This window comes from Burkholderia sp. LAS2, assembly GCF_018417615.1.
In the GTDB taxonomy this organism is placed as follows: Bacteria; Pseudomonadota; Gammaproteobacteria; order Burkholderiales; family Burkholderiaceae; genus Burkholderia; species Burkholderia sola.
In genome coordinates, this window is record NZ_CP071052.1 from 1,070,213 (window position 1) to 1,084,088 (window position 13,876).

At 68.4% G+C, this 13,876-nt stretch carries 12 protein-coding genes and 1 pseudogene; all 13 read left to right on the forward strand.

Translation table 11 applies throughout. The features are described from left to right. Positions 1-165: 165 nt before the first annotated feature. The 13 genes and pseudogenes from JYG37_RS05005 (at position 166) to JYG37_RS05065 (ending at position 13,873) form a co-directional block, all read left to right on the forward strand. Positions 166-1,776: a S10 family peptidase gene (locus tag JYG37_RS05005; RefSeq protein ID WP_176015577.1), complete on the forward strand. Its 1,611-nt coding sequence runs from the start codon at positions 166-168 to the stop codon at positions 1,774-1,776. A gap of 80 nt (positions 1,777-1,856) precedes the next feature. After that, positions 1,857-2,258 (forward strand): EF-hand domain-containing protein, encoded by a 402-nt coding sequence (locus tag JYG37_RS05010; RefSeq protein ID WP_050013859.1) that lies wholly within the window; start codon positions 1,857-1,859, stop codon positions 2,256-2,258. 359 nt (positions 2,259-2,617) lie between these two features. Beyond that, a pseudogene (locus JYG37_RS05015) lies at positions 2,618-3,512 on the forward strand (IclR family transcriptional regulator). Beyond that, a complete protein-coding gene (locus tag JYG37_RS05020) occupies positions 3,509-4,534 on the forward strand; it encodes a 2-dehydro-3-deoxygalactonokinase (protein ID WP_050013857.1) in 1,026 nt (341 codons plus the stop codon). The pseudogene JYG37_RS05015 and the gene JYG37_RS05020 overlap by 4 nt, the downstream one beginning before the upstream one ends. A 22-nt stretch (positions 4,535-4,556) precedes the next feature. Then, positions 4,557-5,234 (forward strand): 2-dehydro-3-deoxy-6-phosphogalactonate aldolase, encoded by a 678-nt coding sequence (locus tag JYG37_RS05025; RefSeq protein WP_050013856.1) that lies wholly within the window; start codon positions 4,557-4,559, stop codon positions 5,232-5,234. Next, positions 5,234-6,013 carry an SDR family oxidoreductase gene (locus JYG37_RS05030; protein ID WP_213346082.1) on the forward strand — a complete coding sequence of 260 codons (780 nt, stop codon included), beginning with the start codon at positions 5,234-5,236 and terminating at the stop codon, positions 6,011-6,013. Before JYG37_RS05025 ends, JYG37_RS05030 begins: the two co-directional genes overlap by 1 nt. Positions 6,014-6,122: 109 nt before the next feature. After that, entirely contained in the window at positions 6,123-7,118 is a 996-nt protein-coding gene (locus JYG37_RS05035) for an arabinose ABC transporter substrate-binding protein (protein WP_050013854.1), read from the forward strand. Positions 7,119-7,185: 67 nt separating this feature from the next. Continuing rightward, positions 7,186-8,697, forward strand: coding sequence for an L-arabinose ABC transporter ATP-binding protein AraG (araG, locus tag JYG37_RS05040; protein ID WP_213345919.1), 1,512 nt, complete (start codon positions 7,186-7,188; stop codon positions 8,695-8,697). 88 nt (positions 8,698-8,785) lie between these two features. Then, positions 8,786-9,799, forward strand: a complete 1,014-nt coding sequence (gene araH, locus JYG37_RS05045) for an L-arabinose ABC transporter permease AraH (protein ID WP_213345920.1) — start codon at positions 8,786-8,788, stop codon at positions 9,797-9,799. A 28-nt stretch (positions 9,800-9,827) separates the two neighbouring features. Continuing rightward, positions 9,828-10,637, forward strand: coding sequence for an SDR family NAD(P)-dependent oxidoreductase (locus JYG37_RS05050; RefSeq protein WP_050013851.1), 810 nt, complete (start codon positions 9,828-9,830; stop codon positions 10,635-10,637). Positions 10,638-10,686: 49 nt separating this feature from the next. Continuing rightward, positions 10,687-11,748, forward strand: a complete 1,062-nt coding sequence (locus JYG37_RS05055) for an aldose 1-epimerase (RefSeq protein WP_213345921.1) — start codon at positions 10,687-10,689, stop codon at positions 11,746-11,748. A 39-nt stretch (positions 11,749-11,787) separates the two neighbouring features. Beyond that, on the forward strand, positions 11,788-12,615 hold the full coding sequence (gene pyrF, locus JYG37_RS05060) for an orotidine-5'-phosphate decarboxylase (RefSeq protein ID WP_050013849.1): 828 nt from the start codon (positions 11,788-11,790) through the stop codon (positions 12,613-12,615). A 199-nt stretch (positions 12,616-12,814) separates the two neighbouring features. Further along, positions 12,815-13,873 (forward strand): haloacid dehalogenase-like hydrolase, encoded by a 1,059-nt coding sequence (locus JYG37_RS05065; RefSeq protein ID WP_213345922.1) that lies wholly within the window; start codon positions 12,815-12,817, stop codon positions 13,871-13,873. The last annotated feature ends 3 nt before the right edge of the window (positions 13,874-13,876 follow it).

Genomic DNA, 13,876 nt, shown 5'->3' on the forward strand with positions numbered 1-13,876 from the left:
CCTGAAAGGTGTGCGCTGCACTGCTTGCGCGCCGAATATTTCCAAATTTTTCAAAGCCGGCGGGCTCGCGTATATTGGCCGGCGCCTCGGCTCATCGGCCGCAATCGAGGCGGGGGCGGCTTATCCGGCTGCTCGACAAAAAAACATGCGAGAAGGGACGCAACGATGCCAGCGAGCAAAGCGAAGCTGTTGTTGGGAGTGGTGTGTTCTTCGCTGATACTGACGGCCTGCAATGACGACGTGACGTCGTCGTCTGCAGCGAGCGCCGCCAATTCAGCCGACCCTGCCGGTCAGGTCGACCGCGCGTACAACGATCCAAACAGTTATTCGTCGAGCGCGAACGCGTCGCTCGATGCCTCCACCGCGGTCGAAAAGGCCGCCGTCACGCACCATCAGATCACGCTGAACGGCAAGACGATCCGGTACACGGCCACGGCCGGCCACCTCGTCGCACGCAATCCGCAGACGGGCGCGCCCGAGGCCTCGTTCTTCTACGTCGCGTACACGGCCGACAACCAGCCCGCGGCGAAGCGGCCCGTCACGTTCCTGTACAACGGCGGCCCCGGCTCGGCGTCGGTGTGGCTGCACCTCGGCTCGTTCGGCCCGCGCCGGATCCAGACCGGCGACCCGAACGCGAACGCGTCGACGTTCCCGTTCGTCGACAACCAGGAAACCCTGCTCGACACGACCGACCTCGTGTTCGTCGATGCGATCGGCACCGGCTTCTCGGAAGCGGTCGCGCCGAACACGAACCAGACGTTCTGGGGCGTCGACCAGGACGCCGGCGCGTTCCGCGATTTCGTGACGCGCTACCTGAGCGTGAACCAGCGCAACGATTCGCCGAAATACCTGTTCGGCGAATCGTACGGGACGCCGCGCACCGACGTGCTCGCGAACCTGCTCGAGACGGCCGGCGTGAAGCTCGACGGCATCGTGCTGCAGTCGTCGATCCTGAACTACAACACGAACTGCGACATGGCGAGCGACTATGTCGGCAACTCGAACAACGGCGCGAGCCCGGTGAGTTGCGCGGGCTTCGTGCCGTCGTATGGCACGGTCGGCGCGTATTACCAGCTCGACAACCCGAACCCGTCGAACCTGCCGCAGTATGCGGACCAGATGCGGCTGCTGACGGCCGGCAGCTACGCGCCCGCCGTGAACGCGTACCTCGCGAGCCATACGCCGCCGCCGCCGAATCTCGTCACGACGATGGCGAATTCGACCGGCGTGAAGCAGGCGTTGTGGAATGCGGACTTCAACGTGGTCCCGACCTTCTTCGACAACAGCTTCCAGCTGTCGCTGGTGCCGGGCACGCTGATCGGCCGCTATGACGCACGCGTGAACGTGCCCGTGTCGAGCCCGCTCGCGGCCGACGGCGATCCGTCCAGCTCGTTCATCACGAAGCCGTTCACCGACACGATCGGCAGCTACCTGCCGAACGAGCTGAAGTACACCGCGCAGTCGGCCTACTCGGTGAGCAGCAATGCGATCAACACGTGGGACTGGACGCACGACGGCCTCGCGATGCCCGACACGATCCCCGATCTGGCCGCGGCGCTGACGCTGAACCCGGCGCTGAAGGTGCTGTCGCTGAACGGCTATCACGACATCGCGACGCCGTTCTACCAGACCGAGCTCGACCTCGCGCGGCTCGGCACGCAACCGAACCTGACGATCAAGGACTATCAGGGCGGGCACATGGTCTATCTCGACGATACGTCGCGTCCGCAGGAGAAAGCCGACCTCGTGACCTTCTACAACGTGGCCGCGCACTGATTGCGCCACGCCGGCGACGGGCGCCCTCGGCGGCGCCGCTCGCCGGCAGTCGACGACCTCATTCCAGACTGGAGCCTGACATGAAGAATCGTTTCATCGTCGTTGCCGCGGCGCTCGCATGCGTCGGCGCCGCCGCATCCGTTTCCGCGTTCGCGCAGGCGAGCGACGCCGCTGCCGCACCGGCGCGTGCGCGCCAGGCGCAGCTCGGCGATCCGTACGTGCCGCCGGCCGCGCGCCACGCGACCGCCGGCACGCAGACCACCGGCGCCGCGCTGCATGCGCAGGTGGTGCGCAAGCTCGCGCGGCAGTTCAGCGCGGCCGACACGCAGAACACGGGTTCGATCACCGAGTCGCAGGCGCGCGCGGCCGGCCTCGGCTATGTCGCGAACCACTTCCGGCAGATCGACGCGGGCGGCAGCGGCCGTGTGTCGTTCGCCGACGTCCAGCGCTACATGCAGGCGCGCAGCACGAGCCAGCAGTAAGCGCGGTACGGCATGAACAAACGGGGGCGGAACCTGCGACACGGCAGGTCCCGCCCCCGTATGCATGGCGCGGCCGGCGCAGCGAGCCCGCTGCCTATCCCGCCTGAATTCTCATTATCTGGACAACGCACTCAAATATTGGAGACGAGTGCGTGCGCTCCTACAATCCGAAGCACATCGACAGCTTCGGACCCACGCATCGCGCGGCGCCCGTCGCACACGGAGACACCTTCCATGAAGTTCGCCGGGCGCTTTACTCGGTGCATCGACCGCCGCCACGCCGCCGCACCGGACGCAGTTCCGGCGCCGCGCGAGCGGCTTCACCGATTCCGTTGAAGACGCCCCGTTCCATGACCAAGATGCCAGACTCTCTTGCCCTCGACGCCCGGCGTGCGATGCCGGCCGAACCGTCGCTGACCGACAGCATCGGCGCGACCAGCACGCCGCTCGACCTCGCCGCGCAGCAGGCCGGCACGCAGACGCTGCTGCGCGGCCTCGCGATCCTCGAGGCGATCGCGAACGGTGCGCGCGACATGCGCGCGATCGGCGCCGCGCTCGGCACGACGCGCAGCACGACGCACCGTCTCGTCAGCAGCCTCGTGCAGGCGCGCTATCTGCGCCAGGTGCAGGGCGGCTACCTGCTCGGCCCGAAGCTGATCGAGCTCGGCACGATCGCGCTCGAGCAGATGCCGCTGACCGCGGTGGCGCGCCCGCATCTGGAAGCACTCGCGGAAGCGACGCTCGACACGATCCATCTCGGCGTGCGCGACGGCGACGACGTGCTGTACATCGACAAGATTCCCGGCACGCACGCGCGGCCTTGAGATGCGCTCGCGCGTCGGCCACCGGATGCCGCTCGCGTCGACCGGCATCGGCAAGGCGATGATGCTCGACCTCGATCCGGATCTGTGGCGCTCGCTGTTCGAAGCCGCGCGGCGCGCGCTGGCCGGCGTCAACTTCAAGCCCGACAACCGGCCCGAGACGAGCGCGTTCCTGCAGCGCATGGCCCATTACGCGGCCGGCGGCTATACGTTCGATCTCGAGGAAAACGAGGCGTCGATCCGCTGCGTGGCCGCGCCGATCCGCGACGCATCGGGTGCGATCGTCGCGGCGGTGTCGGTCGCGAGCACGATTCCGTACATGCCGCACGACCGCATGGACGAACTGATTCCGCTCGTGCAGCGCGAAGCGCGAGCCATTTCCGCGGAGCTGGGCTGGAGCCCGCCGCAGGGTACCCGCAGGATCAAACGATGACGACTTCGACCCGGCCCGTTCCGGATGCCAGTTCCGCCTCCCCGTCGCTGATCGCGCTCGACTGGGGCACCACGTCGCTGCGCGCGTATCTGTACGACGCGCACGGCGTGCCGATCGACACGCGCAGCCGGGCGGCCGGCGTGATGCACGTGCCGGGCGGCGGCGCGCGTGCGTTCGACGCGGTGTTCGAGGAAGCGTGCGGCGACTGGCTCGACCGCACGCCCGGCCTGCCGGTGCTCGCCGCCGGGATGGTCGGCAGCGCGCAGGGCTGGCGCGAAGCGCCGTACGTCGCGGTGCCGGCCGGCGCCGACGCGCTCGTCGCAGGTCTCATCACCGTGACGACGGCGCGCGGCACGACGGTTTCGATCGTGCCGGGCGTGATCGCGACGGGCGAATTGCCCGACGTGATGCGCGGCGAAGAAACGCAGATCGTCGGCGCGCTTGCGAGCGATCCCACGCTTGGCGCTGATCGTTCAGGGGTACTGATCGGCCTGCCGGGCACGCATGCGAAATGGGCGTGGGTGAAGGACGGCCTGATCGAACGCTTCCAGACCTTCATGACCGGCGAGCTGTTCGCGGTATTGCGCGACCACACGATCCTCGGCCGCACGATGCGCGCGGGCGAATCACCCGATCGCGCGGCGTTCTTGCGCGGCGTGGCAGTCGCCCGCGGCGCGCAGCGCACGGGCCTGCTCGCGACGATTTTCAGCACGCGCACGCTGGGGCTGACCGACCGGCTCGCCCCCGATGCGCAGGGCGACTATCTGTCCGGCTTGCTGATCGGCCATGAGCTGAACGCGCTCGACGCGATGCTCGCGGAGCGCGGCATCGCGCTCGCGGACCAGCCGCTGCTGCTGATCGGCGACGACGCTTTGTGTTCGCGCTACGTCGATGCGCTCCGGGTATTCGGCCATATGCATGCGCGTGTCGCCCCGCATGCGACCGAGCGCGGCCTGTGGCGGATCGCGTCGCGCGCCGGGCTCGTGCGCGCGGACGGCGAGCCCGTCTGTGCCGACCAGTGAACTGCTTGAAGAGGAATTGCCGATGCCGTCCGACCTGACCTTGCCCGCACCGTACATGCCCCACGCCGCATTGATGCGTGCGTTCGACGCGTGTCCGCTGATCGCGATCATGCGCGGCATCACGCCTGCCGAAGCGGCCGACCATGGCCGTGCGCTGTACGAAGCCGGCTTCCGGATCGTCGAGGTGCCGCTCAACTCGCCGGAGCCGTTCGACAGCATCGCTGCGCTGCGGCGTGCGCTGCCCGACGACATGATCGTCGGCGCGGGCACCGTGCTGCGCGCCGAGTACGTCGACCGCGTGCAGGACGCGGGCGGCGCGCTGATCGTGATGCCGCACAGCGACGCGGCCGTGATCCGCCGCGCGCGCGAGCGCGGGCTCGCGAGCGCGCCGGGCGTCGCGACGCCGACCGAAGCGTTCGCGGCGCTGACGAATGGCGCCGACGTGCTGAAGATGTTCCCGGCCGAGCAGCTCGGCGTGACGGTCGTGAAGGCCTGGCGCGCGGTGATCGACCGTGCGGTGCCGCTGATTCCGGTCGGCGGGATCGCGCCGGACAACATGCAGCCGTTCCTCGACGCCGGCGCGAACGGCTTCGGGCTCGGCTCGGCGCTGTACCGTCCCGGCCAGTCGGCGGATGCGACCGCGGCGAATGCGCGCGCGTTCCAGGCCGGCTTGCGCATCGCGCGCGGCGGAGCCGCATGATGGGCCGCCTCGCGGGCAAGGTCGCGATGGTGACGGGTGCGGGCCGTGGCATCGGCGCCGCGATCGCGCGTGCGTTCGTGCGCGAAGGCGCGGCCGTCGCGCTCGTCGATCTCGACTTCCCGCAGGCGCAGCACACGGCCGCCGCGATCGCACGCGAATGCGACGGCGCGCGCGTGCTGCCGCTGCAGGCGGACGTCGCGCGGCAGCAGGCGGTGCGCGACGCGCTCGCGCAGACGGAAGCGGCGTTCGGCCCGCTCGACGTGCTCGTGAACAACGCGGGCATCAACGTGTTCGCCGATCCGCTGACGATGACCGACGACGATTGGCGCCGCTGCTTCGCGGTCGATCTCGACGGCGTGTGGCACGGCTGCCGCGCGGCGCTGGAGGGCATGGTCGAGCGCGGTCGCGGCAGCATCGTGAACATCGCGTCGACGCATGCATTCAGGATCATCCCGGGCTGCTTTCCGTACCCGGTCGCGAAGCACGGCGTGCTCGGCTTGACGCGTGCGCTCGGCATCGAATACGCGGCGCGCAACGTACGCGTGAACGCGATCGCGCCGGGCTACATCGAGACGCAACTGACGCGCGACTGGTGGGACGCGCAACCCGATCCGGCCGCCGCGCGCGCCGATACGCTCGCGCTGCAGCCGATGAAGCGCATCGGAAAACCGGAGGAGGTCGCGATGACGGCCGTGTTCCTCGCGTCCGACGAGGCGCCGTTCATCAATGCCGCGTGCATCACCGTCGATGGCGGGCGCGCGGCGCTGTATCACGACTGACACGATTGACGCAACGATTCGAAAGACCGCACGTGCGACGGCCGCGCGCGCTGCGTCGAAACCAACAAGCGGCTGCATCCTGTTCGATGAAAACAAGGAGACACTGGAGATGAAACGCAGAACGTTCGTAACGCTGGCCGCCGCGGCCGCGGTGGTGATGGGCAGCCCGGTCGCGCACGCGGCCGACCCGGTCAAGATCGGCTTCCTGGTGAAGCAGCCGGAAGAGCCGTGGTTCCAGGACGAGTGGAAATTCGCCGAGATCGCCGCGAAGCAGAAGGGCTTCACGCTCGTGAAGATCGGCGCGCCGTCCGGCGAGAAGGTGATGAGCGCGATCGACAACCTGTCCGCGCAGAAGGCGCAGGGCTTCATCATCTGCACGCCCGACGTGAAACTCGGGCCGGGCATCGTCGCGAAGGCGAAGTCGCACAACCTGAAGATGATGACGGTCGACGACCGCCTCGTCGACGGCGCGGGCAAGCCGATCGACGCGGTGCCGCACATGGGAATTTCCGCGTACAACATCGGCAAGCAGGTCGGCGACGGCATCGCGGCCGAGATCAAGAAGCGCGGCTGGGACATGAAGGACGTCGGCGCGATCGACATCACCTACGAGCAGCTGCCGACCGCGCACGACCGCACGAGCGGCGCGACCGACGCGCTGGTCGCCGCGGGCTTCCCGAAGGCGAACGTGATCGCGGCGCCGCAGGCGAAGACCGATACCGAGAACGCGTTCAACGCGGCGAACATCGCGCTCACGAAGAACCCGCAGTTCAAGCACTGGGTCGCGTACGGCCTGAACGACGAGGCCGTGCTCGGCGCGGTGCGCGCGGCCGAAGGGCGCGGCTTCAAGGCCGACAACATGATCGGCATCGGCATCGGCGGTTCCGATTCGGCGTTGAACGAGTTCAAGAAGCCGCAGCCGACGGGCTTCTACGGCACCGTGATCATCAGCCCGAAGCGCCACGGCGAGGAAACCTCGGACCTGATGTACACGTGGATCACGCAGGGCAAGGCGCCGCCGCCGTTGACGCTGACGACGGGCATGCTCGCGACGCGCGACAACGTGTCGAAGGTGCGCGAGGAGATGGGGCTCGCGTCGAAGTAAGCGGCCCGCCGGCGGCCGCGGCGGCGCGGCGGCGGGCGGTCGATGGATCTGGAAGTGGGGAGACGACGTGTCAGCGGCACTGCGTTTTGACAATATCGGCAAGGTATTTCCCGGCGTGCGCGCACTCGACGGCATTTCGTTCGACGTGCATGCGGGCGAGGTGCATGGCCTGATGGGCGAGAACGGCGCCGGCAAGTCGACGCTGTTGAAGATTCTCGGCGGCGAATATCAGCCCGATGCGGGCAGCGTGCTGGTCGACGGCCAGCCCGTGCAGTTCGCGAATGCGGCCGCGTCGATCGCGGCCGGCATCGCGGTGATTCACCAGGAATTGCAGTACGTGCCCGACCTGACGGTCGCGGAGAACCTGTTGCTCGGCCGCCTGCCGAATGCGTTCGGCTGGGTCAGGAAGCGCGAGGCGAAGCGTTACGTGCGCGAGCGGCTTGCCGAGATGGGCGTGGACCTCGATCCCGACGCGCGGCTCGGGCGGCTGTCGATCGCGCAGCGACAGATGGTCGAGATCTGCAAGGCGCTGATGCGCAATGCGCGCGTGATCGCGCTCGACGAACCGACGAGCTCGCTGTCGCATCGCGAGACGGAAGTGCTGTTCAAGCTGGTCGACGACCTGCGCGCGCAGGGCCGTGCGCTGATCTACATCTCGCACCGGATGGACGAGATCTACCGGCTGTGCGACGCGTGCACGATCTTTCGCGACGGGCGCAAGATCGCGTCGCACGAAGCGCTGGCCGACGTGCCGCGCGAGCGGCTGGTCGCCGAGATGGTCGGGCGCGAGATCACGGACATTTACCATTACGCGCCGCGCGCGCTCGGCGACGTGCGGTTCTCCGCCGAAGGCGTCGACGGCCCGGCATTGCGCGAACCCGCGAGCTTCTCGGTGCGCGCGGGCGAGATCGTCGGCTTCTTCGGGCTCGTCGGCGCGGGCCGCAGCGAACTGATGCGGCTCGTGTACGGCGCGGACCGCCGGCGCGCGGGCGTGCTGACGCTCGACGGCAAGCGCATCGACGTGAAGCGCACCGGCGACGCGATCCGCCACGGCATCGTGCTGTGCCCCGAGGACCGCAAGGAAGAAGGGATCATCGCGATCGCGTCGGTCGCCGAGAACATCAACATCAGCTGCCGCCGCCATTCGTTGCGCGCGGGGCTGTTTATCAACGGCAAGACCGAAAGCGCGACGGCCGACCGCTTCATCCAGCGGCTGAAGATCAAGACGCCGAACCGGCGGCAGAAGATCCGCTTCCTGTCGGGCGGCAACCAGCAGAAGGCGATCCTGTCGCGCTGGCTCGCGGAGCCCGACCTGAAGGTCGTGATCCTCGACGAGCCGACGCGCGGGATCGACGTCGGCGCGAAGCACGAGATCTACGACGTGATCTACCGGCTCGCGGAGCGCGGCTGCGCGATCGTGATGGTGTCGTCGGAACTGCCGGAAGTGCTCGGCGTGTCCGACCGCATCGTCGTGATGCGCGAAGGCCGGATCGCCGGCGAGCTGCCGCGCGCCGACGCGAACGAGCACGCGGTACTGAACCTCGCGCTGCCGCAGACGAGCGCGGTCGAGGCAGCCTGACGCGGCCGGCTACGTCCGGACAACCCCGGGACATTCGAATCGAACACGCGCGGCGCGGGTCGCGCGATGCAGGAGCAGGAGACACACCATGCAAGCCAACGAAAACCTTGCCAGCGCCGCAGTGAAGTCGGCCGACGTGCTGGTGCCGCAGCAGAGCGACCGCCAGAAGTGGTGGCAGCATCTGACCGAATACAGCCTGATCGCGATCTTCGCGGTGATGTTCATCACGATGTCGCTGACCGTCGATCACTTCTTCTCGATCGACAACATGCTCGGCCTCGCGCTGTCGATCTCGCAGATCGGCATGGTCGCGTGCACGATGATGTTCTGTCTCGCGTCGCGCGACTTCGACCTGTCGATCGGCTCGACCGTCGCGTTCTCGGGCGTGCTGTGCGCGATGGTGCTGAACGCAACCGACAACACGTTCGTCGCGATCATCGCGGCGGTCGCGGCCGGCGCCGCGATCGGCTTCGTGAACGGCGCGGTGATCGCGTATCTGCGCATCAACGCGCTGATCACGACGCTCGCGACGATGGAGATCGTGCGCGGGCTCGGCTTCATCGTGTCGAAGGGGCAGGCGGTCGGCGTGTCGTCGGATACGTTCATCGCGCTCGGCGGGCTGTCGATGTTCGGCGTGTCGCTGCCGATCTGGGTCACGCTGCTGTGCTTCATCGGCTTCGGCGTGCTGCTGAACCAGACCGTCTATGGCCGCAACACGCTCGCGATCGGCGGCAACCCGGAAGCGTCGCGGCTCGCGGGGATCAACGTCGAACGCACGCGCGTGTACATCTTCCTGATCCAGGGCGCGGTGACCGCGCTCGCGGGCGTGATTCTCGCGTCGCGCATCACGTCGGGCCAGCCGAACGCCGCGCAAGGCTTCGAGCTGAACGTGATCTCCGCGTGCGTGCTCGGCGGCGTGTCGCTGATGGGCGGCCGCGCGACGATCTCGGGCGTCGTGATCGGCGTGCTGATCATGGGCACCGTGGAGAACGTGATGAACCTGCTGAACATCGACGCGTTCTACCAGTACCTGGTGCGCGGCGCGATCCTGCTCGCGGCCGTGCTGCTCGACCAGCTGAAGAACCGCGGCGTACGCGACTGACCGACCTGTTTCCACGGAGACGATCCGCATGACCATCGATACATCAGTGCACGGCGCGAACACGGCGGCGAGCGACGCGCGCTTCGCGCGCTACCCGAGCCTCGAGGATCGCGCGGTGCTGATCACGGGCGGCGCGACCGGCATCGGCGCGTCGTTCGTCGAGCACTTCGCCGAACAGGGCGCGCGCGTCGCGTTCGTCGACCTCGACGCGGCGGCCGGCGCCGCGCTGGCCGAACGCCTCGCGCACGTACGCCATGCGCCGCTGTTCCTGTCCTGCGACCTGACCGACATCGACGCGCTGCGCCGCGCGATCGACGCGATCCGCGCACGCATCGGCGCGATCGCGGTGCTCGTGAACAACGCGGCGAACGACACGCGCCACACGATCGGCGACGTGACGCCCGCGTCGTTCGACGCGGGCATCGCGGTGAACCTGCGTCACCAGTTCTTCGCCGCACAGGCGGTGATCGACGACATGAAGCGGCAGGGCGGCGGCGCGATCATCAATCTCGGCTCGATCAGCTGGATGCTGAAGAACGGCGGCTATCCCGTCTACGTGATGGCGAAGGCGGCCGTGCAGGGCCTGACGCGCGGCCTCGCGCGCGATCTCGGCCCGTTCGGCATCCGCGTGAATTCGCTGGTGCCCGGCTGGGTGATGACCGACAAGCAGCGCCGGCTGTGGCTCGACGACGCGGGCCGGGCGGCGATCAAGGCCGGCCAGTGCATCGACGCCGAACTGCTGCCGGCCGATCTCGCGCGGATGGCGCTGTTTCTCGCGGCCGACGACAGCCGGATGATCACCGCGCAGGACGTGATCGTCGACGGCGGCTGGGCCTGACCGCTCGCACGACCTGCATCGTTTCTTCGACGAAGGAAAGGAGCTCACCATGACCGCCACGTCCTCGCGCGCATCGTCGTCCACCAGCCAGTCGCGCCGCGCGCGCCTGGCGGCCGCCGCCCAGCCGGTCAGCCCCGGCCCGCAGACGGCCGTGTTCGCGCAGGGCGTCGGCGCCGCGCATGCGGCGGTCGTCACGCTGTCGAACGCATCGCTGCGGCTCGACGTGCTGCCGCACCTCGGCGGCGGCATCGCGCGCTTCGACTGGCGCGGCGACAACGGCGTGCTGATGCCGGTGTTCCGCCGGTGCGAGCACCCGGAGACGGCGACGGACCCGAACGAGCTCGCGTGCTATCCGCTGCTGCCGTACTCGAACCGGATCGGCGACGGGCGCTTCGAATGCGACGGGCGCAAGGTCGCGGTGCCGCGCAACCGCCGCGACGAGCCGCTGCCGATCCATGGCGACGGCTGGCTCGCGCCGTGGCAGGTGGACGATGCGACCGACACGTCGCTGCAACTGTCGCTCGACCGCGCCGCCGGCGCGCCGTACGCGTTCCGCGCGATCCAGTCGTTCGAACTCGACGACGCGACGCTGTCGATCGCGCTGACGATCGAGAACGCGGGCCGCGCGCGGCTGCCGTTCGGGCTCGGCGTGCATCCGTTCCTCGTGCGCGATGCGGCGACCGAACTCGCCGCGGCGGCGGGCGGGCTGTGGTTGTCGGGCGCCGATTTCCTGCCGGTGCGGCACGTCAGCGTGCCGCCGGCCTGGCAGTTCGGCGTCGCGTATCCGCTGCCGGCCACGCTCGTCAATCACGCGTTCACCGGCTGGGGCGGCCACGCGACGGTGAGCTGGCCGCGCCGCCGCCTGTCGCTGACCGTCGCGGCCGACGCCGACGCGTACGTGCTCTATACGCCGCCGGGCGCGGATTTCTTCTGCTTCGAGCCGGTCGATCATCCGATCAATGCGGTGAACCTGCCGGGCGGCGCGACCGCGCACGGGATGACGCTGCTCGCGCCCGGCGAGCGGCTCACGCGGCGTTTCGCGTTCACCGTCGGACGCACCGATGTGTGCAGCCATGCCGCGACACGCGAGGGACACCGGCGACGCGGGTAAAATACGCGGTCTACCAACGGTTTGCCGCGAGTATCCGCCATGTCTTCCCCGCTTACTTTCATTGAATCGCTGCGCGCCGCGTGGCAGCGCACGAATTCGCTGCTGTGCGTCGGCCTCGATCCCGAGCCGTCGCGCTTTCCCGTGCAGTTCGACGGCCAGCCCGACGCGATCTTCGAGTTCTGCCGGCAGATCGTCGACGCGACCGCGCAGTACGCGAGCGCGTTCAAGCCGCAGATCGCGTACTTCGCCGCGCATCGCGCGGAAGACCAGCTCGAGCGGCTGATCGCGCATATCCATCTCCAGCATCCGGGCCTGCCCGTGATCCTCGACGCGAAGCGCGGCGACATCGGCAGCACGGCCGAGCAGTACGCGCGCGAAGCGTTCGAGCGCTATCGCGCGGACGCCGTCACGGTGAACCCGTACATGGGCTACGACTCGGTCGAGCCGTATTTCGAGCACGAAGGCAAGGGCGTGATCGTGCTGTGCCGCACGTCGAACCCGGGCGGGTCCGACCTGCAGTTCCTCGATACGAACGGGCGGCCGCTGTACCAGGTCGTGGCCGATCTCGCGGCGAACAAGTGGAACGCGAGGAACGGCCAGCTCGGCCTCGTGGTCGGCGCGACGTTCCCGAAGGAAATCGAGATCGTGCGCGGGATCGTCGGCGACATGCCGCTGTTGATCCCCGGCATCGGCGCGCAGGGCGGCGACGTGCAGGCGACCGTCAACGCGGGCCGCACGGCCGACGGCACCGGGATGATGATCAACTCGTCGCGCGCGATCCTGTACGCGAGCAAGGGCGAGGATTTCGCTGAAGCCGCGGCGCTTGCCGCGCAGAAGACGCGCGACACGATCAACGCGCATCGCTGAAATACCGGCCGCCCGCCCCGGGCGGCCTTCGACCGCCGCGCCCGCGTCCGCGGGCCGCGCGCGTTCATCGCGTGTTCGCCGTCCTGGCGCACGCGAACAACTTCCCGTCGCTTCCGTATCGCATGCGCGCAATTTAGTCGCGCGATGCTGCCGGTTGTCACCGATCCGTCACAAAAATGTCAAGAAAAGGAGCGACGCCATGCCCAAGCTGTTCCGCCGTCTTCTGAGCGCGTTCGCCGCGTCGCTATGCATGACGTTCGCCCATGCGGCGGATCTGTCGCACTGGCCCGCCGACAGCGCGAAGGCGCTGAACGCGATGATCGCCGCGCACGCGAACCGCGGCGACTACGCGGTGTTCGACGCCGACAACACGACCTACCGCTATGACCTCGAGGAAGCGCTGCTGCCGTATCTCGAGAACCATGGGGTGCTGACGCGCGATTCGCTCGATCCGTCGCTGAAGCTGATCCCGTTCAAGGATTCCGCCGACTACCGGGAATCGCTGACGAGCTACTACTACCGGCTCTGCGAGATCGACGATCTGGTCTGCTATCCGTGGATCGCGCAGGCGTTTGCCGGGCAGTCGCTCGCCGACCTGAAGCGCCACATCGACGCGATGCTCGCCGACGGCAAGCCGATTCCGATCCGCTACTGGCAGGGCGACAAGGTGGTCGACGGCACGGTGAACCCGCCGCGCTTCTTCCGCGGGATGCAGGAGCTGTACAACGCGCTGTGCGAGAACGGGATCGACGTCTACGTGATGACGGCCGCGCACGAGGAGCTCGCGCGGCTCGTGCTGGCCGACCCGAAGTACGGCTACAACGTGAAGCCGCAGAACGTGATCGGCGTGACGACGCTGCTGCGCAACCCGGCGACCGGCGCGCTGACGACGTCGCGGCTGCAGATCAAGGCCGGCAAGTACGACGAGGCTGCGAACCGCAATCTCGTGATCACGCCGTTCCTGATGAACCCGATGACGTGGTACGAAGGCAAGCTCGGTTCGATCGTCGGCTGGATCGACCAGTGGAAGAAGCCGGTGCTCGTCGCGGGCGACACGCCGACGTCCGACGGCTACATGCTGCTGAACGCGACCGACGTCGCGCGCGGCGGCGTGCGCGTGTGGGTCAACAAGAAGGACAAGCAGATGACGCAGATCCGCGCGTGGTCGGACGAATCGGCCGCGAAGCAGAAGGCGCTCGGGCTGCCGGTGACGGCGGACAAGAACTGGATCGTCGTGAAGCCCGACGCGATCCAGTAAGCG

Coding starts and splice junctions, on each gene's coding strand:
- JYG37_RS05055 (WP_213345921.1), top strand. CDS start 10,687: ATGACCGCCACGTCCTCGCGCGCATCGTCGTCCACCAGCCAGTCGCGC.
- JYG37_RS05050 (WP_050013851.1), top strand. CDS start 9,828: ATGACCATCGATACATCAGTGCACGGCGCGAACACGGCGGCGAGCGAC.
- JYG37_RS05010 (WP_050013859.1), top strand. CDS start 1,857: ATGAAGAATCGTTTCATCGTCGTTGCCGCGGCGCTCGCATGCGTCGGC.
- JYG37_RS05065 (WP_213345922.1), top strand. CDS start 12,815: ATGCCCAAGCTGTTCCGCCGTCTTCTGAGCGCGTTCGCCGCGTCGCTA.
- JYG37_RS05035 (WP_050013854.1), top strand. CDS start 6,123: ATGAAACGCAGAACGTTCGTAACGCTGGCCGCCGCGGCCGCGGTGGTG.
- JYG37_RS05020 (WP_050013857.1), top strand. CDS start 3,509: ATGACGACTTCGACCCGGCCCGTTCCGGATGCCAGTTCCGCCTCCCCG.
- JYG37_RS05005 (WP_176015577.1), top strand. CDS start 166: ATGCCAGCGAGCAAAGCGAAGCTGTTGTTGGGAGTGGTGTGTTCTTCG.
- araH (WP_213345920.1), top strand. CDS start 8,786: ATGCAAGCCAACGAAAACCTTGCCAGCGCCGCAGTGAAGTCGGCCGAC.
- JYG37_RS05025 (WP_050013856.1), top strand. CDS start 4,557: ATGCCGTCCGACCTGACCTTGCCCGCACCGTACATGCCCCACGCCGCA.
- pyrF (WP_050013849.1), top strand. CDS start 11,788: ATGTCTTCCCCGCTTACTTTCATTGAATCGCTGCGCGCCGCGTGGCAG.
- JYG37_RS05030 (WP_213346082.1), top strand. CDS start 5,234: ATGGGCCGCCTCGCGGGCAAGGTCGCGATGGTGACGGGTGCGGGCCGT.